Raw genomic sequence first — 21,546 nt, 5'->3', positions numbered from 1 at the left:
GATCAGATTCGCTCAGCCGCGGACGATGCAGATGCCCCCTCGATCGGCGCTCCATCGTCCTGTCGCGCCGCCCAGATGACCAGCACCCCGGCGATGACGCCGACGAAGTACGGGGACGGCACGAGAAGGACGCCGCCCAGCACACACCACAGCGCAAGACTCCAGCCGAGCCAGGCGGGTACGGCCACCCCACGGCCGGCGAGGTGCCAGATCAGCAGACCCAGAAGGATCAGCGGCACGGCGAAACTTCCAGGCCCGGCCCAGAAGGTGACTTTGTTCTCCAGGGATTCCACGGTCTGCGCTGTCTCCGCGCCGGAAAGCGTGAGCGGGACGGCCGCCCAGATCCCCTTCTCCACCCAGCCGGTGACCTCCTCCCAGGCGGCAAGCGCCAGCAGAAGTAGATGTCCGGCGCCCAGCACGAGCATGATGCCGCTTGCCCAGCGGAGCTTTCCCTTGGCGTCCATGGTGACCTTCCTGTCTTCCGCCCGACTCTGTCGCGCTGGCGCGGGGCAGGGTGCGGCCGCTCTTTTATACGGTGCCGTACGGTTGTTCTGTACGGTAACGTATAAATCCGGGGCGATCAATGGAGGTGACCCGATTCCCGCTGTTCCCCGCACAACACGAGCCCGCTGGATCGAAGCCGGACTCGCCGCCTTGGCCCGAGGCGGACCCGAGGCGGTCCGCGTCGAGACGCTCGCCGCCGAACTCGGCGTCACGAAAGGCGGTTTCTACGGGCACTTCGACGGCCGCCCCGCGTTGCTCGGCGAAATGCTCGACGAATGGGAGCGGCGCTGCACGACGGAAGTGATCGCCCAAGCCGACGTCGAAGGCGTCGACGCCGCCGATCGAATCCGCCGCGCGGGACGACTGACCTTCGCCGAAGACCTGCACCGGATCGATCTCGCGGTCCGCGCCTGGGCCCGCAACGACGAATCCGTCGCGGCGCGCCTGCGGCGTATCGACAACGAGCGCATGGCCTACCTGCGCAGGATGTTCGGAGCCTTCATCACCGACCCCGACGAGATCGAGGCACGCAGCACCCTGACCTTCGCCCTGGCGATCGGCCGCCACTTCATCGTGGCCGACCATCCCGGATACTCCAGGCGCGAAGCCGTTCAACTCGCCGGAGAGCATCTTCTGCGGCCGCCGCCCGCTGGCGATTAGGCCGTCGCGCCGAGCAGATCTCGATCGTCACGCGGCCGAGATCGTGTCGCGCGTTCGACGCCGGATCCTGTCGCGTCCGAGTTCCGGGGCGGCGTACGGAGCCCGGCCGAACCATCTGCGGGGCACGCGCTTCCGGCCCGCATGAGCCCCGCCGGGTGGATCGATCACCAGATGTCGTGGCGAACGCCGTGCCCGCTCAGCGCGTCGAGCGCGTCCTCCAAGGCCCGGACGTAAACCACCTCGGACGGCAACGGAACCGAGGCCCAGCCCGGTCCGGCGACCAGCACCCGCGCCGCCGGTCGAACGGCGGACACCGTTTCCGGCCCGGCGGTCGCCCGCGTCTGCGCCCATAGCAAGAGCACGCTCGGTCGCCGCTGGTGCGACAGGGCATCGGTCAGGGCGGAGTCGGGCACCGCCGCGCCCAGCAACAGCGCGACGATGCCGCGCTCCGCCAGCGCGGCCCGCAGCACTTCGATCGGCAACACGTGGTTCTCCCCCGCCGTGCAGGCCAGGAGAATCGGCGCCTGGGAACGTGGGCGCCGGGCCGGCGGGAACACGCGGTGCAGTGCCGCGATCGTCACCCAGGACAGCAGATGCTCGACCTCGATCAGGCCGCGGCCCCGCTCCTGACCGGCGACGATCGCCGCGAATACCGGGCGGCACAGCGTGTTCCAGGTCGAGACGACGCCGTCGCGCGCGAGCCGGGCCGTGAGCAGGGTGAGCGCGATATCCGGTTCGAGCCCTTCGGCCGCCGTCAGCAGGGCGCCGCGATCCGCGGCCGCCGGATCGGTTTCGGCCTCGTCGAGCGCCTGTCGCGCCGCACTCGCGGGCGTGGCGCCCGCCCTGACGAGCCCGATCATGCGCCGCAAGGTCGCGATGTCGGCTTCGGAATAGCGCCGGTGGGCGCCGGTCCGCTCCCTCGGCGGGCCGATCGCGTAGCGCTGATTCCAGCTGCGCAGCGTGGCGACCGGAACACCGAGTCGCGCCGCCACCGCGCCCACGGTGTACTCCGTAGCCGGAGGCTCTCGACTCAACTGGTATTCCTCCTACCGAGAACAGGCTTCGTGCCGCCCTCCAGCGAGCCGAGGCCGGTTGCGCGAACCGTCCGGCATCCGAACCCGGCTTTCAGCGAGGCGGGACAAAACATCCGAATGATGCATCGATTTTGCATCATTAATGGCGTAGTGTGAAGCGCTATAGACCCACCAACCGGAGGAGACGTCATGCTTCGACCGATCAGCACACGAACTATCGGACTGACGACCGGCGTCGCGGCGGCGGCGTTGGGCATCCTCGTCGCCGCGCCGACCAGCACCGCCGCTCCCGCGGCCTGCCAAGCCCCGGGCGCCGCGACGACACAGACCTCGGACGGCAGCGCCTCGTGTTCGGCCACCAGTGCCGCGGGCGGTGCGGCCGCCGCTTACGGGCTCGACGGCACCGCCGCCGCGAATGCCGCGCCGACCAGCCTGTCGCTGGCCATCGCCCAGAACGGGGGCGCGGCGAGTTCGAACTCGACCTTCCTGTCCGGCCCCGCCGCGATCGCCATCGGACCGGGCGCGACCGTCACGACCACCGGCGTGCGCCCTGGATTGTCGATCGGCATCGCAGGCCCCGGGGCGACGGTCGCGGTGACCGGAACCTCGGCGCCGACGTGCGGCGGCGGTTTCGCCTTCGCCGGTGATCTCCAAACCTGGCAGAGCTGCCTTTCGCAGCGATAGTGCATCGTTGAATGTAACGTCTTGGAGGTTCGAGTGGTAACCCGAAGCATGGAAAAGGGATCGGTGATGAGCATCGCGTCGCCCGAATCGACGGCCGCCGATCCGGTCGGGGGAATCCCGGCGCTCGAGGTGGGGGACTCGTTCCCGCAGTGGCGTGCGGCGGTGCGCCGAGCGGTGCTCGACGAGATCCGCGGTTTCCTCCTTCGCGAATGCCCCCCGGCCCTTCACCGCCTCGGCGCGCCGGAGGTCCTGCGCCGGTACGCGATCGGCGGCAAGTGCCTGCGCTCGACGTTCATGTATCTCGGCTGGCTGTGCGGCGCATCGGAGGACGCGGCGGCGCTGCGGGCCGCCGCGAGCCTGGAACTGCTCCACGCGTTCGCCTTGCTGCAGGACGACGTCATGGACCAGTCCGCGACCCGCCGAGCCGCCCCGGCCGCGCATGTCCGGTTCGCCGCACTGCACCGCGAGAGCGGCGCGCCCGGCTCCTCCACCAGGTACGGCGAATCGGCCGCGACATTGCTCGGTGACATGTGCCTGGTGTGGGCCGAGCAGATGCTACGGGAAAGCGGCTGCGCCGAGTCGGCACTGCGCGCGGTATGGCCGCGCTACGACGCCATGCGGTTGGAGCTGGCGACCGGGCAGTTCGCCGATCTGCTCAATGACGCGCGCACCGAGCCCACGACAGCCTCGGTCCTGGCTATCGCGCGAGCCAAGTCCGGCAACTACACGGTGCGACGCCCTTTGGAGATGGGCGCCGCACTCGCCGGTTGCGGTGCCCCCGTCCTCGCGGCGCTGGGCCGATACGGCACCGCGATCGGCGAGGCGTTCCAGTTGCGCGACGACATTCTGGGCGTTTTCGGATCGCAGGCGGTCACCGGCAAGCCCGCGGACGGCGATCTCGCGGAGCGCACGGCGACCACCGTGGTGGTCCTCGCGCGCGAGATGGCGACCCCGTCGGCGCGCGCCGAACTCGCGGAGCTGCTGAACCGCCCCCGGCTCGGCGCCGAGGAATTCGAGCGAGCCCGCGCCCTGATCGCCGAATCGGGCGCGCCCGCGGCAGCGGAGGCGATGATCGCCGAGCGGGTAGCCCGAGCACACAGCGCACTGGACAGCGCGATCTTCACCGCACCACTGCGCGCCGCCCTCGGAAGCATGGCCACCGCCTGCGCCGAGCGCGTCGCCTGACAGGAGGTTGTATCGATGCGCACCGTCAATGGCGCCACCGACCGGGTCGTGATCGTCGGGGCCGGTCTGGCGGGCCTATCCGCGGCCATGCACCTGGTCGGCCGGTCCCGGGAGGTGACGGTACTGGAACGCGATTCGGTACCGGGCGGCCGAGCAGGCCACGCGGATCTCGGGGGTTATCGCCTCGACACCGGCCCGACGGTCCTCACCATGCCGGAACTCGTGGAAGGCGTCTTCGCGTCCGCCGGATTCCGCGCCGCGGACCGGTTGCGGCTACTGCCGGTCGACCCCGCGTACCGGGCGCATTTCGCCGATGGGCGGACGCTGGAGGTACACACGGACGCCGAGCGGATGCAGGAGGAGATCCGCCGCTTCGCGGGCGCGGCTCACGCGGACGGCTACCGCCGACTGCGGCACTGGCTGACGCGTTTGTACCGAGTGGAGATGGACCGGTTCATCGCGGCGAATTTCGACTCACCGCTGTCGATGCTGACTCCTTCGCTGGCCCGGCTGGTCGCGCTGGGCGGTTTCGGGAGGTGGGATCGCGCCGTCGCTCGCTACATACACGACCCGGAGCTGCGGCGTATCTTCACCTTTCAGTCGCTCTACGCGGGCGTCGCGCCTACTCGGGCGCTGGCCGCCTATGCGGTCATCGCCTATATGGACACCATCGGCGGCGTCTTCTTCCCGGAGGGCGGGATGCGCGCGCTTCCGGACGCGCTCGCAGGCGCGGCAACCGACGCCGGTGTCCGATTCGGCTACGGCACCGCGGTGACCGCCCTGGAACGCGTGGGCTCCCGGATCACCGGCGTGCTCACCCAGGACGGCGACCGGATACCCTGCGACGCCGTCGTGCTGACGACGGAACTACACGAGGCATACCGGCTGCTCGGGCGCGCACCACGGCGGCCGGTCGCGCTGACCTCGGCCCCATCGGCGGTGATCGCCCATCTCTCATGCGCGCCCGCGACCGGGGTATCGCACCACAGTCTGCTGTTCGGGGACGCGTGGGAGGAGTCCTTCCGAGACGTCATCGACCGGGGGCAGGTGATGCGCGATCCGTCGCTGCTGGTCACTCGTCCCACGGTCAGCGATCCGTCGCTGGCTCCGGCGCGGCGGGACCTGTTGTCGGTTCTCGCGCCGGTCCCGAATCTCGACCGGGGACCTATCGATTGGGATCGCGAGAGATCCGGATACGCCGAGCGCATCGTGGAGATCGCGCAGCAGCGTCTCGGTTGCCGCCTCGGCGAGGTCGACCTGTTGCGCGTGGACACGCCCGCCGAGTGGGCGCGCCGCGGCATGCTCGCCGGAAGTCCGTTCGCGCTCGCCCACACTTTCGCCCAGACCGGTCCGTTCCGGCCCGCCAACATGCCGCGCGGCATGGACAACGTCGTGTTGGCCGGCGGCTCGACCGTGCCCGGCGTGGGAATTCCGCCGGTGCTGATCTCGGGCAGGCTCGCCGCGGACCGCATCACCGGCCTCCGGCCCGCTCGGCATCGCCCCACCGTGCCCGTGGGCACAGCGCCAACCGCCGCCCGCATCGATCGATGACTGTGATCGGAATCGAGATGACTCGTACCGCCCTCGGCACCCCCCGGATCAGCGAACCGCAATTGCACCGGTCCTACCGGTACTGCAGGCAGCTCAACGCGCGCCATGGGAAGACCTTCTTCCTGGCGACCCGATTGCTCGCTGCCGATCAACGCCCCGCTGTGCACGCCTTGTACGGATTCGCACGGCGAGCCGACGACATACTCGACGAGTTCGCCCCGCAGCGCGGCACCGCGGAAAGAGCTCGGCAACTGGACGCTCTCGCAGCATGTTTGCGCGAGCGCCAGGCCAGTGCCGACGCTGTCCTGCCCGCGGTTCTCGACACCGCTGATCGCTATCGCATCCCCGCAGCCCTGTTCGACGCTTTCCTCGCATCGATGCAGATGGATCTGACCGTGACCGACTATCCCGACCGCGCCGCGCTCGACACTTACATCTACGGTTCGGCCGAAGTGATCGGATTGCAGCTCCTGCCGGTGTTGGGGACCGCCTGCGCGACGGAGGCCGCACCCTATGCCGCCGCACTCGGCAAGGCGTTCCAACTGACCAACTTCCTGCGCGATGTCGGCGAAGACCTGCTGCGCGACCGGGTGTACCTACCCGCCGACGAATTGGCCGCTTGCGGCGTCGATCGCGACCTCATGCACTGGTGCCTGGCTCGGCAGCGCACCGAACCCCGGGTCCGCCGGGCACTGGCGGCCCAATGCGCGCTCACTCGCGACATCTACCGCTTCGCCGACGCCGGAACCGCTCTGCTGCACGGTCGCTCGCGCCCGTGTGTCGCGACGGCGGCGACGCTGTACTCCGAAATCCTCGACCGCATCGAGGACAGCGACTTCGCCGTGTTCCACCATCGCGCCACCGTGCCCAACCGGCGGCGGGCCCGGGTCGGGGCTGCCGGACTCGCCAAAGCATGGTGGGCGCGCCGAGTGAATCGGTGACGGTTGCGGCGGGAACGGTGACGTATCCCGCGGGCTGCTCGCCTCGCGGGCGCGAACTGGTTTCTCGGCCAGCGCGACCGGAAACCATCAGTATCCTGATGTCGTGATTACGCTCAGAAAAGAAGACGGTGCCGCAGACCTCGCAGGTATCTCGAAGTTGAGTGTGGGGGTGAGCTGGGATCCGTCCTCCGGCACGAGCGGCGGTGCACTCGGCTGGGCGCGCCGCAAGAAAGGTGTCGATCTCGATCTGATCGCCATCCTCATGCAGGGCAACGACCCGGTGCGCTTCGCCGGCCTGGATTCGCTGGACCCCTTGGGCAACGGCGCGGTCGCGCACACCGGTGACGAGCAGACCGGCGCCGCTTCCGGCGACGACGAGACCATCCACGTCACCTTCGCCGACGTCCCCACCGCGATCACCGCGATCATCTTCGTCGCCGCCGCGTTCAAGAAGGGCAGCTCTTTCGAGAAGGCGAACAACATCTCCTTCAAGATCTACGACGCGACCGGCGGCAACAGTCAGCAGGTCGCCGATATCTGGCCCTCGCTGCTGGGCACCGACAACGCCAACGCGGTCGCCCGCGCCTTCCGCAACGGCGATCAGTGGCAGCTGGAAGTCCTCAACCGCCAAGGCAAGATCAAGCAGGGTGACATGCAAGCACTGCTGCGTTTCGCGATGCAGTAGCCACGGTGCGTTCGGCGTCGGCTGTCCACGTCTTCGAATCGCCCTGATGCGCGGATTTCGACACGCGCCCGACGAGCGCGGCTACCCTGGGCGGATGCGATCTCGGTTCCGTCGGTACGTCCTGGCCGCGCTCGCCGCCGCGGCATCCACGTTGCTGCTGGCCGCTCACGCCACGGCCGACCCGCTGATCCAGCCGGTCGCAGGCCCGCCGCCGCTGGGCTCGGACTTCCTCTGGGGCGTCTCGACTTCGGGATTCCAGTCCGAAGGCCATGCGCCCGACAGCAATTGGACGCGGTACGTCGCCGCGAACCCGGGCTACGACGAACTGCGCGATTCGGTCGACTTCTACAACCGGTACGACTCGGACATCCAGCTCGCGGCCGGGCTCGGCACGCAGGTGTTCCGGATCGGGATCGAATGGGCGCGACTGCAACCCGCGCCGGGGGTGTGGGACGAGGGCGCGTTCCGCTTCTACGACGCGGTCATCGCGAGCGTCGAGCGGGCCGGGATGCGCCCCATGCTCACTCTCGACCACTGGGTCTACCCCGGCTGGGCCGTGGACCGCGGCGGATGGCGTAATCCGCGGATGGTCGAGGACTGGCTGGCCAATATGCGCAACGTCGTCGACCGCTACGCGTCCCGTAATCCGTTGTGGGTCACCATCAACGAGCCGGTCGCCTACATCATGCACGAGGTGCGCCGCGGCGCCGCCGACGCCGCAGAGATGCTGGAGCGAGTCGCGCAGGCGCACAACGCCATCTACGACCACATCCATTCGCGGCAGCCGGGCGCCCAGGTGACCAGCAATGTCGGCTATGTGGCCGGCTCCGAGGCCCAGGTCAACGGTCCGCTGGTCGACCGCATCGGCGACCGGCTCGACTATGTCGGCGTCGACTACTATTTCGCCTACGATCCGGCTCAGTCGCTGATCGAGTCCATCGTGCGGGCCAGCGGCTCGGCGATGCCGAACCTGCCGGGGCCGCAGATCTGGGAGCTGCCGCTGCGCACCGAGGGCATCTATTACGCGCTGCAATTCTATTCGCGCCGCTTTCCGGGCAAGCCGCTCTACGTGGTCGAGAACGGCATGCCCACCGAGAACGGCCGTCCCCGCGCCGACGGCTACGCCCGCGGCGATCACCTGCGCGACACCGTCTATTGGCTCCAGCGCGCCAAGGCCGACGGCATGAACCTCATGGGCTACAACTACTGGAGCCTCACCGACAATTACGAATGGGGCAGCTACACCCCACGATTCGGCCTCTACACGGTGGACGTGCGCACCGACCCCACCCTCACCCGCCGCCCCACCGACGCCGTCGGCGCCTACACCCAGATCATCGCCGCGGGCGGCGTCCCCGACAACTACCGTCCCACTCGCGGCCCGGCCATCTGCCTGTTCGTCGACCCTCCGGCCAGCTGCACGACCCCGGTAGCGGACAGATAGCAGCTGCACCGCTCGCCGACGTTTTCACGACTCGGTGCGCTGCCCGAGCGGCGAGAGATGGCGGTGTCCTACGGGGTGCGCCATTTCTCGTCGGACAGCAGGGTGCTCGCCTGCGGGCCCATGAGAAGCATGCCGCCGTCCACGACATATGACGCCCCGGTGATATAGCTCGCCGCCGGGGTGGCCAAGAACGCCACTACGGCGGCGACCTCCTTGGCGTGGCCGGTTCGTCCCAGTGGCACGCCGGGGCGGTGCTGCTCACGCGGATCGGCGTCTTCCTGTCCGGTCATCGGCGTCGAGATCTCCCCCGGCGCCACCGAATTGACGGTGATGTCGTGTTCAGCGAGTTCCAGTGCCAGCACTTTCGTCAGCGCTCCGAGGCCCGCTTTGGCGGCGCAATACGGCGCGGCGCCGACTCGCGGAGCGTGTTCGTGCACGCTGGTGATGTTGACGATCCGGCCGCCCTCCCCCGCGGCGATCATGTGTTCGGCGGCGCGCTGCGCACAGACGAACGCGCCGTCGAGATCGACCGACAGCACCTGCCGCCAGGTGTCGAAGTCCATGTCCATGACCTTCTGCGCCGACCCCGTGCCCGCACAGTTCACCAGGACATCGAGGCCGCCCAGTTCGTCGGCCAGTTCATCGATGACCGTGCGGGCGGTCGACGGATTCGCCAGGTCGAGGCGGCGCACGGCGGCGGTTCTGCCCTGTTCGCGCACCTGCGCCGCGGTGTCGCGCGCACCCTGCTCGTCACTGCGGAACGTCAACCCGACATCGGTCCCGCCCGCGGCCAACGCGACCGCGATCGCCGCACCGATGCCGGAGTCGCCTCCGGTCACCACGGCTCGCCGCGGAGCGCCTGCCCGTTCTTCCGGAAGTGGAGCTGTAGTAGCCATGTTCCGCGACTACCCGGACGGGCACAGACCACACCCCGCCCCAGGCCCCGGCCACGCTCCGCGCGATGGACTCGAAACATCCCACCACGATATGAGCGGCGATTTCGGGTACCCGGCCTGGAACGAGCCGAGAGGAGGCGGGACATGACTGTGGATACCTCTCGGTGGTGCGACCCCGTGGCTGCACCGCCGGGCGCCACACCTGCGCCAGGACCACCTCGGGTCCGGGGAAGGCGCCCGATCCTGGCTGCCGAGCACCTCAGGGGTCCTCGCGCTGCGTCGGTTCCCAGGCATGGCGTGCGCCGCGAGATCATGCCCTTCGGCGCACCCGGGCCCGAGCGGCGTGACACATGAAGGTGGTCGTCACGGGCGCCACTGGCAACGTCGGAACGGCGTTGCTGCGCGCGCTACGCGCAGACGGATGCGAGATCGTCGGAATAGCCCGCCGCGCACCGGATCTCGCGTACGAGCCCTATTCGGCCGCCCACTGGATCGTCCGCGACATCGGAACCGACGACGCGGTCGAGCCGCTGCGCGCCGCGTGCGCGGGCGCCGACGCCGTGGTCCATTTGGCGTGGGCGATCCATCCGCGGCGCGGGGACCCGCCGATGCGCAGAACCAACCGCACCGGCACGGAGAACGTGCTGCGCGCCGTCGTGGAGACGGCGGTCCCCCAGCTCGTCGTAGCCTCCTCGTGTGCCGCCTACACCCCCGCCGAGCGGTGGCGCCGGATTTCCGAGGAATGGCGGACCTCGGGCGTGTCCGGGAGTGCGTACAGCATCGCCAAGGCGGAGCTGGAGACGCGATTGGACTGCTTCGAGGCCGACCACCCCGGAATCCGCACCGCTCGAATCCGGCCCTGCGGCATCGCCGGGACCGAGGCCGCCGCCGAACTCGCGGACTGGATCCTGCCGCCGTGGTTGCCCCGGCGGCTGCTGGGCCGGCGCTTGCTGCCCGTGCCGCTGTGGCGGGAGTTCCGGCTGCAACTGGTGCACAGCAGCGATGTGGCCGCCGCGATCCGGCAGATAGTGCGCCGTCGTGCGGAGGGAGCGTTCAACCTATCCGCCGAGCCGTGCCTGCGCGCGGACGCGCTCGCGACGATCTTCGGGGGTTTCCTCCTACCGACCCCGCGGTGGGCGCTCGACGCCGTCGCCTGGCCGGGATGGCGCAGCGGCCTGCAACCCCTGCATCCGGCATGGCTCGCGCTCGCCGACCGCGCGTCCCTGATCGACTCCGCCAAGGCGCGGCGCGAGCTCGGCTGGGCGCCCCGCTTCGGCGCGGACGAGGTGTGCGCGGAACTGGTGTCCGCGCTGCGTGCCGGACAGACCGGCCACAGCCCGCCCCTGGCGCCCGCCCGGCGGATCGAGGTCGGCCGCCCGTCGCACCAGAGCCAACGTCCCCGCGGCATGCATCGGCGCGATCGCCCGTAGCCGCGAGGAAGGACCGTCGCCCGGTGGCACTTCGTGTCGTTGCGAACGACCGGCTATTGGAGCCCGTATCGTCGCCACCGAATCAAGTACCGCATCTCTTTCTCGTCCTGCGCTGGGTAAGGCACGAAAACGCGCTGGAGGCGCAGCTATGGCAGTCCACACCGGAACTGCTGCCGCCGGGCCGAACAGCGTGGTTCGGACGTCGTCGGCACGGATGCCGAATCGCCGGGTGGCAAGGCATTCGAACGGCCGACCATACTGGTAAGGAGAGCGATGTTCACACACAACAAGGATCTCCAGTTCGAGGTTCGCGTGGACCGTCCCGATCCGCGTTTCGCGACCCTGCTGCAAGAACAGTTCGGCGGCGCCAACGGCGAATTGAAGGCCGCCATGCAATATTTCAACCAGGCATTCATGCTGCGTGGCAAGCATCCGAAAACCTACGACCTTTTCATGGACATCGCCACCGAGGAATTGAGTCACCTGGAAATCGTCGGCGCCATGATCACCATGTTGCTCGACGGGCTCAACGACGATCTCAAGCAAGCCAACGAGCGGTGCGACTGGATGCCGGTGGTGGGCACATCCGAGGGACGTGACCAGGTGATCCATCAGGTCGCGGTGAATCCGCTGTACTTCGCGCTCAGCGGCGGCGGGCCCGTCGTCAAGGACGCCGCGGGCGTGCCGTGGTCGGGCTCCTACGTCGACGCCAACGGGGAGCCTTCGGTCGACTTGCGCAGCAACCTGGCAGCCGAGTCACGCGCCAAGATCGTCTACGAGTATCTCAAGCAGTTCACCGACGACCCGGGTGTGCAGGACACGCTTTCGTTCCTGATGACCCGCGAGATCGCGCATTTCCAGCAGTTCACCGCGGCGTTGAACGAATTGCCGGTCAATTTCCCGCCGGGCGCGCTGCCCGGCGACGACCGGTTCCAGAACGTCGCGTTCAACATGTCCAACGGCGCGGCGAGCGCCCGCGGCCCGTGGAACGAGGGGCAGGGCCCATGGCCCACGGGGACGGAGTGGCGCTACATCGACAATCCGGTCACCGAATGGCTCGAATCCGACGACCGTGTGAATCACGGTGCCGAGACCAACCCGGCGGGCGAGCCCGCGGTCCAGGGCAGCAAACCGTTCACCCACGAATCGCACATACCGGACTGACCATCGCGGTCTGATGGCCGAGCCGTCGACGGGCGGCGCGCGGCGGCACCAGCCGCGCGCCGCGGGTGTCGACAGCCGACGGCGGACAGTTTCGCCGCTGCGCTACCGACAGCATTCCGACGAATCGCGCCACCGGCCCGTCAATTACGGCCGGTATCCGCTATGGGGGCGGGATATATCGAGGTCGGCACACTGTGGCGCCACGGACGATGGATTTCCGAACCGGGCAGCGAAGCCAGTTCCGGTATCCAGCGTCGCACGTAGTTTCCCTCGGGATCGTAACGTTCGGCCCGGCCCGCGGCTCGCGGATCGAGCCGCCCCACCTGCTGCCAGGTGAAGCGGTTGCTCGCGGCGTCGGCGTCGAGCAGCCAGCGACGGAAATGGTCGGCGCCGACGCGCCAGTCCACGTGCAGCGTCGTGGTGAGGAAACTGGCGGCGATCACCCGGGCGCGCTCGGGCATCCATCCCTGTGCGGCCAGTTGCCGCATGCCCGCGTCGACGATCGGGTATCCGGTGCGGCCGTCCCGCCAGGCGCCGACCACGATCGGGTCGTGCGCCCGTCGCCCACGGTGACGATCGTCGGACCGCGCGATGTCGGCGCGGGCGGCGAGGAACTGGAGATGGAAGTCGCGCCGGGCGAGCAGGCGGACGAAGGCGCGTCCGTCCGCCGTCGCCATGTCGGCGCGGTACACCATTTCGGCCGCGGAAAGGCAGCCGAAATGCAGGTACGGCGACAGCCGGGAGAATCCCTCCCGGGTGAGGTCGCCGCGGGCTCGGCCGAGGGCCTGTTTCTGGCCCGCGGTGCAGCCCCGCCACAGGGCGCGGCCGGTGATCTCGCCGCCGACGGCCAGCTGCGGTGACACCGCCGCATCGCCGAGTTCGTCGAACTTGGGCACGGGATCGCTGTCGACGCGCGGGACGATCAACTCCTCGGGTTTGTCCAGCGGGAGCCGTTTGGGAGCCTCCAGCCACCGGCGGAAGTATGTCGCGAAGTCCGGTATCAGGTCGTCGCGACCGGGCTGGGCGCTATGGGCGGCATCCACGGCCGTGACGGTCGCGGGATGGGTGTGCACCAGGCAGCTGCGCCGGGCCAGCCGTTCGCGCAGAGCCCGCGCCCGGCATCGGCCGTACCAGGTGACGTCTTCGGCGACATGGACAGTGTCGGCGTGCACCTGCGCCGCCACCTTGTCCACCGCGTCGACATAGTCTCCGTGCCGGATCACCAGTTGCCCTCCCGCGCAGCGGAGTTCGGCGTCGAGTTCGGCCAGCGCGGCGGACAGGAATCGAAGTTGATTGCCCGCGGGGCGGGAGCTGCCGACGATGCGGTCGTCGACCACGAAGAGCGGAACCACCGCGGCGCCCTCGCGCACGGCGGCCAACAGAACCGGGTTGTCATTGACACGCAGGTCACGGGTGAAAAGTGCGATTGTTACGGCCATTCGATGGTCATTTTCGACGACTGGCATCCGTCGAGCGGATCGCGACGGCGGTTATCGGACATTCGGCTGCGGTAACCACCACGGCCGAGGCGGGTATCGGAGTAACAAAATTTACGCCAATGCTGCTGGACGGCAGCTGTCGTGTCAAGCGGGCGTTGCGGCCGCGGGCCTGCGTCAGCGCTCGCGGAAGAGATCGGTGAGCCACGGCTCGAGGTCGGCGCTCAGCGCGGTCAGGTCCGGCTCCTTCGACTCGTCGAGCGCGTCGGCGGTGAGTTGACGCACCGCGTACACCACGCCCACATAAGCCGTGACCGACAGCGCCGGTAGCCGATTCCCGCTCGCGCTGCGCACCAGCTCGCGGATGTATGCGGCGAACAGTCGCAGCGACTTCCGCCTGCGCTCGCGCACGGCGGGCCCCAGCGCGTCGATCTCCACCTGGTAGGCGCGGGCGACCACCAGGTCGTTCTGCAGAGTGCCCAGGTACTGTCCGAGCGCGTCGGCAACGATGGACCGGCGGTCCCGGCCCGCCATCCGTGCCGCGGTCAGTTGCGTCAGCAGTACTTGGATGAAGCGGTCGTAACCCGCGAATACGCACTCGTCCTTGTTCGCGAACGCGTCGTAGAAGGCCGCCAGCGAGACCCCGGCACGTTTCGCGATGTCGGCGGGGCCGAACCCGGCGTAGCCGCGAGCGGCCAGCAGTTCGGTCACGGCGGCGAGCAGTCGCTCCCGCTGCGCGGCCATCACCTGCTCCCGAGCCAGATTGTGCCTGCCGCGGGGCAGCGCCTCCGGGAGGGTGAAGAACACGCCGTTGCGCACCGGCACGAGCGGTGCGTCAGCGTCGGCGGGCGCGGCGGACACCCCTGCAGACTACCGAGCGACCGCGTCCCGGCTCCGCGTCCAGGCCCGGATGAGCGCTGAAGGCTCGACGCACGATAGCGGGTATGGGTGCCGCGGCAATGGGTAGCCGCAGCACATGACCGAGAAACCCCTAGCACTCGTCACCGGGGCGTCCAGCGGTATCGGCTTCGAACTGGCCCGGCAGTTCCTCGAGCACGGCTACGACGTCGTGGTCACCGCGGAGGACGACGCCATCAAGACCGCCGCCGCCGCGCTGCACGACCCGCGGCACGAGGTGCGGCCGGTGCAGGTCGACCTGCGCACGGCGGACGGAGTCGAACAGTTGTACCGGGCGGCCACCGAGAACGGGCGAAAGCCCGTTGCCGTCGCGCTGAACGCGGGAGTCGGCCGTGGCGGCGCGTTCACGGAGACCGACCTCGACGACGAACTCGCCGTCATCGACCTCGACGTCCGCTCGACGGTGCACCTGGCCAAACTCGTGCTGCGCGACATGGTCGAGCGCGGCGAGGGCAAACTGCTGTTCACCTCCTCTATCGCCGCCACGATGCCGGGCGCCCGGCAAGCGGTGTACAACGCGTCCAAATCCTTCATTCAGTCCTTCGCCAAGGCGCTGCGCGAAGAACTGCGCGACACCGACATCACGGTGACCGCTCTGCTCCCCGGCCCCACCGAAACCGACTTCTTCCGCCGCGCCGGGATGCTCGGCACCCGGATCGGGCGACTGCCCAAGGACGACCCCGCCGAAGTCGCCCGCCAAGGTGTCTCGGCCTTGCTCAGCGACCGGCCGCAAATCTTCGCCGCGTCGTTGTTCTCCAAGGCCTTCGGCTTGGCCAACCATGTGCTGCCCGACTCGATCAAGGCCAGGGCCAATCGCATCCTCTCCGCGCCCACCGAATCCAAGGCCGGTTGACCGACCGAGTCCCTAGCGATCGGAGGAAGGCGGACCACCAGTGAAGCGGATTTCTACCGCGGCAGCAGCGGATACGCGGACTGCCCTCCCACGCAGCGAGCAGGCGGTCGAAGCAGCACGCCTCGCATTGTCCCGCGACGGCGTGCACCTCATGCCCGCCGCCGTCACGACATCTCGCCTCGGCGTGGCGACAGCGGACTGGGACCGCTTCCGACGGCATTGGGACGAGTTGAGCACGGACATCTACGCCGGCGCCCGTGGTACGTGCAGGCTGCGCCGATACGGTCACTTCTCGCTCACCGACCCCGACGGGCCGATCGGGCTGCGACCGCAGAATTCGTTCGTGCAGCCGGAGAACAGCAACCCGCTCTACGTAGGCGTCGATCGTAGGTTCGAGCCGCTGACGGACGCCTTCGTGGCCGACCCTGTGTTCCGGGCGGTGTTGCGGCTGCTCGCGCGATTGGCGACGGCATTGGACGACCCGCCGAAGTGGAGTGCGAAGGTCCATCCCTTCCGGGTGATCGCCTCGGCGGACACGACCGGCTCGCCCACACCGGAAGGCAGGCACCGAGACGGTGTCACCTTGGTGTCGTCACTTCTGGTGGGCAGGCAGAACGCTGTGGGCGGCGCCAGCTCGGTGTTCGATCCGAGCGGAAGACGGCTGCTGCGCACCACGCTGCACCGGCCCGGAACGCTACTGCTCGGCGACGACCGCCGCACCTTGCACAGCGTCTCCCCCATACGTCCGATGGACCCGACCCACCCCGCCTATCGCGATGTCCTGGTGGTGACCTTCGCGCCGGGCTGAATGAGGTGGATCAGCCGTTCTCGATCCATCGATCGTGACGTGGCTCGGGCCCGTCGCCGGATCCGGGCCACGCGCGGCGATCAACCGAGCGGCAACTCGAGGCAGCACGGAGCGCCCTGCGGCGAACTGATGGTGATTCTCGCTCCGACCGTGTTGACGCTGGAGTAGAGGGGATCCATGCCGTCGACGACCAGCATCAACCGGTGGCCGTCCGGCACATCGTAGGCGGCCGCCTGCAACTCCCAGGCCACGGTGGCGGGCATGCTCGACTCGACGGTTTTCGGCTCGTGGGTGATGATCCGCGCCGAACCGTGCTCATCGACGTCGAGCAGGTAGGCCACCACCGTCGCACAGTCGTCGGTGCTGTCGACGGTCAGCTGCAACCTGGGAATGCCGCGGATCTGCCGGGCCACCCCACCGCGCACAGCGAGCAGCGGCCCCGTCGTCCAGACCAGGGCATGACCGCGGTCGATCTCGTCGGTCCGGTAGATCCTGGGATTGCCGGCCCATTCCTCCTGACCGGTCGTCATGAGCTTGTCCATGGCGACGATCTCGGGCAGCTCGCCCACCGTGAATTCACGCTCCCAACCAGACGTGACATCGGCGATCAACGCACCGTCGCCACCCTCGCGCGTGTCGGTCAGGGTCAGCGACTCGGTGTCGGTGGTGACGTCGCCCCACGAAGCCTTCTCCTCGCGCCGCGCGGGTTCGATGATCACGTTTCCGTCCCCGGACCCGGGAGTGGTCACGTAGGTGAACATCACCTGATTGCTGATCTCCGGCCAAGCGTCGACGCCGTTGTCCTCGCCTTTCAGGTGGTGATCGAGCCACGCGTACGCCTCCAGCAGCGGCACGTTCGGCCCGGCTCCCGGCGCGGGGGGCGCGATCAAGCCGGGCCCTTCCGGCGCCGCGTGATCGCCGATCCACATGTTCAACCGTTTGGGCCGGGGTAGCTTCTCGAAGGTCTCCAGCATCTCGTTCACCGGGAACAGCCCCTCGTGCCAGGTGTTGGAGAAGAAGGTCGGAATCCTGCGGGTGCCGATGTAGCTTTCCGGCGAGCGCTCGGTCCCCCAGTCGACGACCGGATCCATGTCCTTGCCCTCGTCGAACTTGGCGAGGATCTCCTGCGCTCTCTGATCGAACTTGTCCGTCAGCTCACCGCCGGTGAGGCCGATCAGCGCCTGGACGGCCCGCACATGGCGGGTGCCGTTGTCGTACAGGCTGGTCGCGAGATTGCCCCAGGTACTGAGCGCGACGACGACGTCGACGTCCTCGTCGTGCGCGGCCACCAGCTGACTGATGCCCGAACCGTACGACTCGCCCATGAAGGCGACGCCGCTGGGGGCGAGCGCCTCTATCGCGTACTCCAGGACGGTCGAGCCGTCCTCCCGGTCCTTCGGACCGGCGACGTCCACGGTGCCTTCGGACGTGCCGAACCACGGCAGGTTCGTCCCCGGCAGAACCGACCAGCCGATGCCGCGTGGCGTGTAGGCCAGTACGTGATAGCCCCGGACCGCGAGGGTGAGGTAGGCGTACTCGAACAACGGCCAGCCCACGGGCGTCCACCCGGCGGGAAAGACCACCAGCGGGCACGGCTCGTCGGTGGTCTGCCGCAGCATGTGCGCCGACAGCCCGATCCCGTCGGACGCCTCGATCCGCGGAAACGTCGGGACGGCCACCCTCAGCGCTCGACTCACCAGGTCCGCCACCTCGGTGGGAACCAGTCCTTCGCCACCGCGCTCGCGCACCGCGGTCACCAAGTTCGACGCGAACTGCACTGCTTCCGGGCGGACCTGCCCCTGCGCGTCCCAGACCCCCTCGGCGGAAATCCGGGCGAGCTGTGCGGACGTGGTCCCGACGATCGAATCTCCTTGCGACATCGGCGTCATCGATCCTTCCTGCCAGTTACTCCGGAACTGCGGACGAGCAGGAGCTTGACACGACATGCAACAGCCTGTCCCCGGATCACCCGATGTGTTCTTCATTCGCAACAGGCCGATGACCAGCGAAAACGCTGCGAAGGGTCGCGCGCGCTGCTAGCTTCCCGGCCGTGGATCACTTCTCACGCTCTTGGGCAGCGTTGTGCTCGGCGGTCGCCGGCCTTTCGGACGCGGATTTCGCGCAGCCGTCGGGCTGTACCGGCTGGCTCGTGCGCGATCTGGTGTGCCATCTGATCATCGATGCTCAGGACGTCCTGATCACCCTCGTGACCCCCACCGAGGCCGAACCCACGCGCGACGCGGTGACCTACTGGGAGGTCGCCGATACCGCGCCGACCGGCGACGACCCGCTCGACGCGCTGATCGTGCGGCTCGCCGCCGCGTACCAGGAGCCACGGCTGCTCAAAATCCACTTCGACGACGTCGGCTCGGCAGCCGGGCGCGCGGCCGCACTCGCCGACCCCGGCCGCCGCGTCGGCACCCGCGACGAGGTGCTCACCGCGGGCGACTACCTGTGCGCGTACGTCTTGGAGAGCACCTTGCATCACCTCGACCTGGTCGCGCACCTCCCGGTCGTGGACGAGCCGCCCGCGGAGGGGCTTGCCCGGTCGCGCGAACTGCTGGAGAAGATCGCCGGGGTCGCCTTCCCCGCGTCGTTCTCCGACACCGACGCGCTGCTGGTCGGCACCGGCCGACGTCCGCCGACCGACACGGAGAAGGCCGAACTGGACGAGCTGGCCGCGCGACTCCCGTTCGTCCTCGGGTGAGCCGGACCCTTACCGCTTCTCGACGCCCAGCTTGACCGGCACCGACAGCGGGCCGATGGTGAAGAACGACGGCGAGTACGGGATACCCTCCGGGTCGGTGGCGAGTTCGAGATCCGGCAGCCGCCGATACAGGGAGGCCAGCGCGAGCCGCCCCTCCAGACGCGCCAGCCCGGCGCCGATGCAGTAACGCGGGCCGTGGCCGAAACCGAGATGTCCGCCCCGCTGCTCGCGGGTGATGTCGAACTCGTTCGCGGTCTCGCCGTATTCCGCCGGGTCGATTCCGCACGCCTGATAGGCCACGCCGACCGCGCTGCCCTTGGGCACGGTCACGCCCGCCACCGTGACCTCGGTCAGCGTGAACCGCCAGCTGGTCATCATCACCGAATGACGGTATCGGACAGTCTCTTCCACGACGTCTGCCCAGCGGTCCTCGGCCTTGGCCAGCGCGAGCTGTTCGGGGTGCCGCGACAGCGCCAGGATGGCGTTCCCGAGCATGTGCACCGTGGTCTCGTGACCGGCGACCAGCATGATCCACAGAACGGCGACCAGTTCTTCGGTCGTGAGCTTGTCGCCTTCGTCGCGGGCCTGCACCAGCCCCGAGGTCAAATCGTCGCCCGGCTCGCGCTGCTTGCGGTCGGTCAGTTCGTAGAGATACCCCATCAGCGCGTTCTGCGTCGCGAATGCCTCTTCCGGCGGGGTGGTGTGCGCCAACAGCGTCGCGGTCCAGCGCCGCAGCCGCTCCCGTTCCGATTCGGGCACGCCGAACAATTCGCAGATCACCGCCATCGGCAACGCCTCGGTGAAGGTGGGCACCAGGTCCACACCGTCGCCCGCGGCCACGACCTGGTCCAGCAGCCCGTCGATGATCGCTTGGATACGCGGCTCCAGCGCCTGCACCCGGCCCGGGGTGAACGCTTTGCTGATCAGGCCCCGGAGCCGCCGATGGTCGGCGCCGTCCTTGGTGGACAGGTGATCGCCCTGCACGATGGCGCGCAAGGGCCAATCCTCCGGAATGGAACCGTCGTACAGGGCGGGCCAGTGCTTCGGGTCTCGGGCGAAGGTCTTGTTGTCCCCGGCGAGGATCTCGCGCACCGCCTCGTGTGTCAGCGCCAGATAGGCGGGCACGCCGCCGGGAAACTCCACCTCGACCACCGGCGCGATCTCCCGGAGCCGGATGCAGGTGTCCAGCAGTTCCTCGTTCGGGGCGGGGAATGCGGGCAGGCTGGTTGTCATGGGGATTCCCTTCTGCGCGTGAGCCTTCCAGCCGTCGTGACGACGGTCGTGCACGAGTATCAGGGCGAGATCGGCCGACGGGCCGAGCAACGGCCGGATCCTGCCTCCAACCCGAACTCGACTGTCGCAAAACGGAAATTTCGAACCGGCCGGCCTGCACGGGCGCGGGCTTGGACGGGCCGATCGACACCGTGGCGGATAGGGTGGCGGTGTTGGATGTGTCCGCGGGACGGCCGGGAGGAAGATGTGGCGCTGAAGACGGTGCTGGGGCGTACCGTGCGAGCGGTGAACGGCGGGGTGGTCGCCCTGCTCGACGTGCCGCTGCTCGGGAAGCTGCTGGGCAAGGGATTCGTGGTGATCACGTATGTGGGGCGGCGGTCCGGGCGGACGTTCAGCACGCCGGTCAACTACTGGCGCAAGGGGGACGAGCTCGTCATCGGCGTCGCCATGCCGGACAAGAAGAGCTGGTGGCGGAACTTCACGGACGAGGGCGGCCCGATCACGCTGCACCTCGACGGCGCGGATCGGCGCGGGCACGCGGTAGCGCAGCGCGACGAACGCGGCCGCGTCTTCGTGAAGGTGCGGCTGGACGACGCGAGCTGATCGCCGTTTCGATGTCAACGGATACCGGCTACTGACCTGACCGCGTCGCCCTGCTCATGGTCGCTGCCGTGATCCGTACCGCGACGAGCCGCTAGACGCTGGCGGACGGTTTCAACTGGGCGATGATCGCGGCGCCCATCCAGCGCCGTAGATACCGCCGAAGGTCGTCTTCCCCGCGCGGCGGATTCCCCGGGGAGATGAAGAACGACTGCATCGTGCGCAGCACGTATTCCACGAGTTCGTGCAGCGATTCGTCGTCGTACCCGTAGCGCTCCCAATCGACGTCGAATCGTTTGATCATCGTCATCCCGAAAGCTTGCGCCTCTTCGGAGGTGAGGCTTTCGGGGTGGACGTTCGAGTAGGTGCTCGACAGCAGAATGCCCAGATGGGGTGTCCGGCGCACCTCGGCCAGGGTGTACACGACGCCCTCGGTCATCGCTTCCACCGCGTCTTCCATACCGCTGACGTGCCGGGTCAGCCGATCGAGGAAACCGTCGACCGACGCCATCGCCGCGGCCGTCATCAGCGCGTCGGCGCTGGGGAAATACCGGTACACCGTCTGACGGATGACGCCCAGCGACTCGGCGACGTCGGCGATGCTGATCTCCGAACCGGTCCGGCCGATCAGCTCGACGGCGGCGGCGACTATGCGACGAGACGCTTCCTCGTCGTCTTTCGGCGGACTACCGCCCCACCCGCGCCTTCCTGCCACTGCCCGCTTCCTCGACTCCTGGCCTGTAGCTCGCGAATCCCCTGATGGGAAGCCTGCCGACCATCCGGATCAAGGGCTCGACGGTATCACAGGGCGGC

Annotated in this window: 21 protein-coding genes; 13 read left to right on the top strand and 8 right to left on the bottom strand. The window is 68.8% G+C overall.

Features of this window, described 5'->3' with window-relative positions:
- Window positions 1-2 precede the first annotated feature (2 nt).
- Window positions 3-464 (bottom strand): DUF6463 family protein, encoded by a 462-nt coding sequence (locus ON27_RS38235; protein ID WP_051047524.1) that lies wholly within the window; start codon window positions 462-464, stop codon window positions 3-5.
- Between ON27_RS38235 and ON27_RS38230 the strand changes: the two genes are divergently transcribed.
- Complete coding sequence (locus ON27_RS38230) at window positions 463-1,164, top strand: TetR/AcrR family transcriptional regulator (protein WP_083888131.1); 702 nt, start codon at window positions 463-465, stop codon at window positions 1,162-1,164. The two genes, ON27_RS38235 and ON27_RS38230, sit on opposite strands and share 2 nt — an antisense overlap.
- 164 nt (window positions 1,165-1,328) lie before the next feature.
- Here ON27_RS38230 and ON27_RS38225 read toward each other — a convergent pair whose 3' ends face one another.
- Window positions 1,329-2,198, bottom strand: a complete 870-nt coding sequence (locus ON27_RS38225; protein WP_043738807.1) for a MerR family transcriptional regulator — start codon at window positions 2,196-2,198, stop codon at window positions 1,329-1,331.
- A gap of 189 nt (window positions 2,199-2,387) precedes the next feature.
- Here ON27_RS38225 and ON27_RS38220 point away from each other — a divergent pair, with 189 nt between their 5' ends.
- From ON27_RS38220 to ON27_RS38195, 6 genes are all read left to right on the top strand, one after another.
- Window positions 2,388-2,882 carry a DUF6764 family protein gene (locus tag ON27_RS38220; protein WP_051047522.1) on the top strand — a complete coding sequence of 165 codons (495 nt, stop codon included), beginning with the start codon at window positions 2,388-2,390 and terminating at the stop codon, window positions 2,880-2,882.
- A 66-nt stretch (window positions 2,883-2,948) separates the two neighbouring features.
- On the top strand, window positions 2,949-4,067 hold the full coding sequence (locus tag ON27_RS38215; RefSeq protein WP_083888142.1) for a polyprenyl synthetase family protein: 1,119 nt from the start codon (window positions 2,949-2,951) through the stop codon (window positions 4,065-4,067).
- Between the two features lie 15 nt (window positions 4,068-4,082).
- On the top strand, window positions 4,083-5,618 hold the full coding sequence (crtI, locus tag ON27_RS38210; RefSeq protein WP_051047521.1) for a phytoene desaturase family protein: 1,536 nt from the start codon (window positions 4,083-4,085) through the stop codon (window positions 5,616-5,618).
- Between the two features lie 17 nt (window positions 5,619-5,635).
- Window positions 5,636-6,559, top strand: coding sequence for a phytoene/squalene synthase family protein (locus ON27_RS38205; protein WP_043738856.1), 924 nt, complete (start codon window positions 5,636-5,638; stop codon window positions 6,557-6,559).
- Window positions 6,560-6,662: 103 nt separating this feature from the next.
- Window positions 6,663-7,244, top strand: coding sequence for a TerD family protein (locus tag ON27_RS38200; protein WP_043738806.1), 582 nt, complete (start codon window positions 6,663-6,665; stop codon window positions 7,242-7,244).
- A gap of 94 nt (window positions 7,245-7,338) precedes the next feature.
- Entirely contained in the window at window positions 7,339-8,688 is a 1,350-nt protein-coding gene (locus ON27_RS38195; protein WP_043738805.1) for a family 1 glycosylhydrolase, read from the top strand.
- Window positions 8,689-8,756: 68 nt separating this feature from the next.
- Here ON27_RS38195 and ON27_RS38190 read toward each other — a convergent pair whose 3' ends face one another.
- Window positions 8,757-9,584 carry an SDR family oxidoreductase gene (locus ON27_RS38190; RefSeq protein WP_051047520.1) on the bottom strand — a complete coding sequence of 276 codons (828 nt, stop codon included), beginning with the start codon at window positions 9,582-9,584 and terminating at the stop codon, window positions 8,757-8,759.
- A gap of 350 nt (window positions 9,585-9,934) precedes the next feature.
- Between ON27_RS38190 and ON27_RS38185 the strand changes: the two genes are divergently transcribed.
- A complete protein-coding gene (locus tag ON27_RS38185; RefSeq protein ID WP_043738804.1) occupies window positions 9,935-11,014 on the top strand; it encodes an NAD-dependent epimerase/dehydratase family protein in 1,080 nt (359 codons plus the stop codon).
- A gap of 273 nt (window positions 11,015-11,287) precedes the next feature.
- Window positions 11,288-12,178, top strand: coding sequence for a manganese catalase family protein (locus ON27_RS38180; RefSeq protein WP_043738803.1), 891 nt, complete (start codon window positions 11,288-11,290; stop codon window positions 12,176-12,178).
- A 140-nt stretch (window positions 12,179-12,318) separates the two neighbouring features.
- Here the strand turns inward: ON27_RS38180 and ON27_RS38175 are convergent, their stop codons facing one another.
- Both ON27_RS38175 and ON27_RS38170 read right to left on the bottom strand, forming a co-directional pair.
- Entirely contained in the window at window positions 12,319-13,617 is a 1,299-nt protein-coding gene (locus tag ON27_RS38175) for an FAD-binding domain-containing protein (protein WP_043738802.1), read from the bottom strand.
- A gap of 174 nt (window positions 13,618-13,791) precedes the next feature.
- A complete protein-coding gene (locus ON27_RS38170) occupies window positions 13,792-14,475 on the bottom strand; it encodes a TetR/AcrR family transcriptional regulator (protein ID WP_043738801.1) in 684 nt (227 codons plus the stop codon).
- 115 nt (window positions 14,476-14,590) lie between these two features.
- Between ON27_RS38170 and ON27_RS38165 the strand changes: the two genes are divergently transcribed.
- On the top strand, window positions 14,591-15,385 hold the full coding sequence (locus ON27_RS38165; protein WP_043738799.1) for an SDR family NAD(P)-dependent oxidoreductase: 795 nt from the start codon (window positions 14,591-14,593) through the stop codon (window positions 15,383-15,385).
- Window positions 15,386-15,536: 151 nt separating this feature from the next.
- Window positions 15,537-16,193 carry a 2OG-Fe dioxygenase family protein gene (locus ON27_RS38160; RefSeq protein ID WP_051047531.1) on the top strand — a complete coding sequence of 219 codons (657 nt, stop codon included), beginning with the start codon at window positions 15,537-15,539 and terminating at the stop codon, window positions 16,191-16,193.
- 80 nt (window positions 16,194-16,273) lie between these two features.
- Here ON27_RS38160 and ON27_RS38155 read toward each other — a convergent pair whose 3' ends face one another.
- Window positions 16,274-18,082: a CocE/NonD family hydrolase gene (locus ON27_RS38155; RefSeq protein ID WP_043738794.1), complete on the bottom strand. Its 1,809-nt coding sequence runs from the start codon at window positions 18,080-18,082 to the stop codon at window positions 16,274-16,276.
- Window positions 18,083-18,243: 161 nt separating this feature from the next.
- Here ON27_RS38155 and ON27_RS38150 point away from each other — a divergent pair, with 161 nt between their 5' ends.
- Window positions 18,244-18,900 (top strand): maleylpyruvate isomerase N-terminal domain-containing protein, encoded by a 657-nt coding sequence (locus ON27_RS38150; RefSeq protein ID WP_043738793.1) that lies wholly within the window; start codon window positions 18,244-18,246, stop codon window positions 18,898-18,900.
- Window positions 18,901-18,909: 9 nt separating this feature from the next.
- On the opposite strand, the gene ON27_RS38145 is transcribed toward ON27_RS38150, so the two are convergent.
- Window positions 18,910-20,133 (bottom strand): cytochrome P450 family protein, encoded by a 1,224-nt coding sequence (locus ON27_RS38145; RefSeq protein ID WP_157227940.1) that lies wholly within the window; start codon window positions 20,131-20,133, stop codon window positions 18,910-18,912.
- Between the two features lie 216 nt (window positions 20,134-20,349).
- On the opposite strand from ON27_RS38145, the gene ON27_RS38140 reads away from it, so the two are divergent.
- Window positions 20,350-20,736: a nitroreductase/quinone reductase family protein gene (locus ON27_RS38140; protein WP_280412153.1), complete on the top strand. Its 387-nt coding sequence runs from the start codon at window positions 20,350-20,352 to the stop codon at window positions 20,734-20,736.
- Window positions 20,737-20,827: 91 nt separating this feature from the next.
- Here the strand turns inward: ON27_RS38140 and ON27_RS38135 are convergent, their stop codons facing one another.
- The gene (locus ON27_RS38135) at window positions 20,828-21,448 is read right to left on the bottom strand and encodes a TetR/AcrR family transcriptional regulator (RefSeq protein ID WP_043738792.1); all 621 of its coding nucleotides are present in this window, start codon (window positions 21,446-21,448) and stop codon (window positions 20,828-20,830) included.
- Window positions 21,449-21,546 lie beyond the last annotated feature (98 nt).

It is taken from the genome of Nocardia asiatica NBRC 100129 (assembly GCF_000308415.1).
GTDB lineage: Bacteria > Actinomycetota > Actinomycetes > Mycobacteriales > Mycobacteriaceae > Nocardia > Nocardia asiatica.
This window is presented reverse-complemented; position numbering and strand designations above follow the sequence as displayed.

Coding starts and splice junctions, on each gene's coding strand:
- ON27_RS38230 (WP_083888131.1), top strand. CDS start 463: ATGGTGACCTTCCTGTCTTCCGCCCGACTCTGTCGCGCTGGCGCGGGG.
- ON27_RS38235 (WP_051047524.1), bottom strand. CDS start 464: ATGGACGCCAAGGGAAAGCTCCGCTGGGCAAGCGGCATCATGCTCGTG.
- ON27_RS38220 (WP_051047522.1), top strand. CDS start 2,388: ATGCTTCGACCGATCAGCACACGAACTATCGGACTGACGACCGGCGTC.
- ON27_RS38215 (WP_083888142.1), top strand. CDS start 2,949: ATGAGCATCGCGTCGCCCGAATCGACGGCCGCCGATCCGGTCGGGGGA.
- crtI (WP_051047521.1), top strand. CDS start 4,083: ATGCGCACCGTCAATGGCGCCACCGACCGGGTCGTGATCGTCGGGGCC.
- ON27_RS38205 (WP_043738856.1), top strand. CDS start 5,636: ATGACTCGTACCGCCCTCGGCACCCCCCGGATCAGCGAACCGCAATTG.
- ON27_RS38195 (WP_043738805.1), top strand. CDS start 7,339: ATGCGATCTCGGTTCCGTCGGTACGTCCTGGCCGCGCTCGCCGCCGCG.
- ON27_RS38190 (WP_051047520.1), bottom strand. CDS start 9,584: ATGGCTACTACAGCTCCACTTCCGGAAGAACGGGCAGGCGCTCCGCGG.
- ON27_RS38185 (WP_043738804.1), top strand. CDS start 9,935: ATGAAGGTGGTCGTCACGGGCGCCACTGGCAACGTCGGAACGGCGTTG.
- ON27_RS38180 (WP_043738803.1), top strand. CDS start 11,288: ATGTTCACACACAACAAGGATCTCCAGTTCGAGGTTCGCGTGGACCGT.
- ON27_RS38175 (WP_043738802.1), bottom strand. CDS start 13,617: ATGGCCGTAACAATCGCACTTTTCACCCGTGACCTGCGTGTCAATGAC.
- ON27_RS38165 (WP_043738799.1), top strand. CDS start 14,591: ATGACCGAGAAACCCCTAGCACTCGTCACCGGGGCGTCCAGCGGTATC.
- ON27_RS38160 (WP_051047531.1), top strand. CDS start 15,537: ATGCCCGCCGCCGTCACGACATCTCGCCTCGGCGTGGCGACAGCGGAC.
- ON27_RS38155 (WP_043738794.1), bottom strand. CDS start 18,082: ATGACGCCGATGTCGCAAGGAGATTCGATCGTCGGGACCACGTCCGCA.
- ON27_RS38145 (WP_157227940.1), bottom strand. CDS start 20,133: ATGACAACCAGCCTGCCCGCATTCCCCGCCCCGAACGAGGAACTGCTG.
- ON27_RS38140 (WP_280412153.1), top strand. CDS start 20,350: ATGTGTCCGCGGGACGGCCGGGAGGAAGATGTGGCGCTGAAGACGGTG.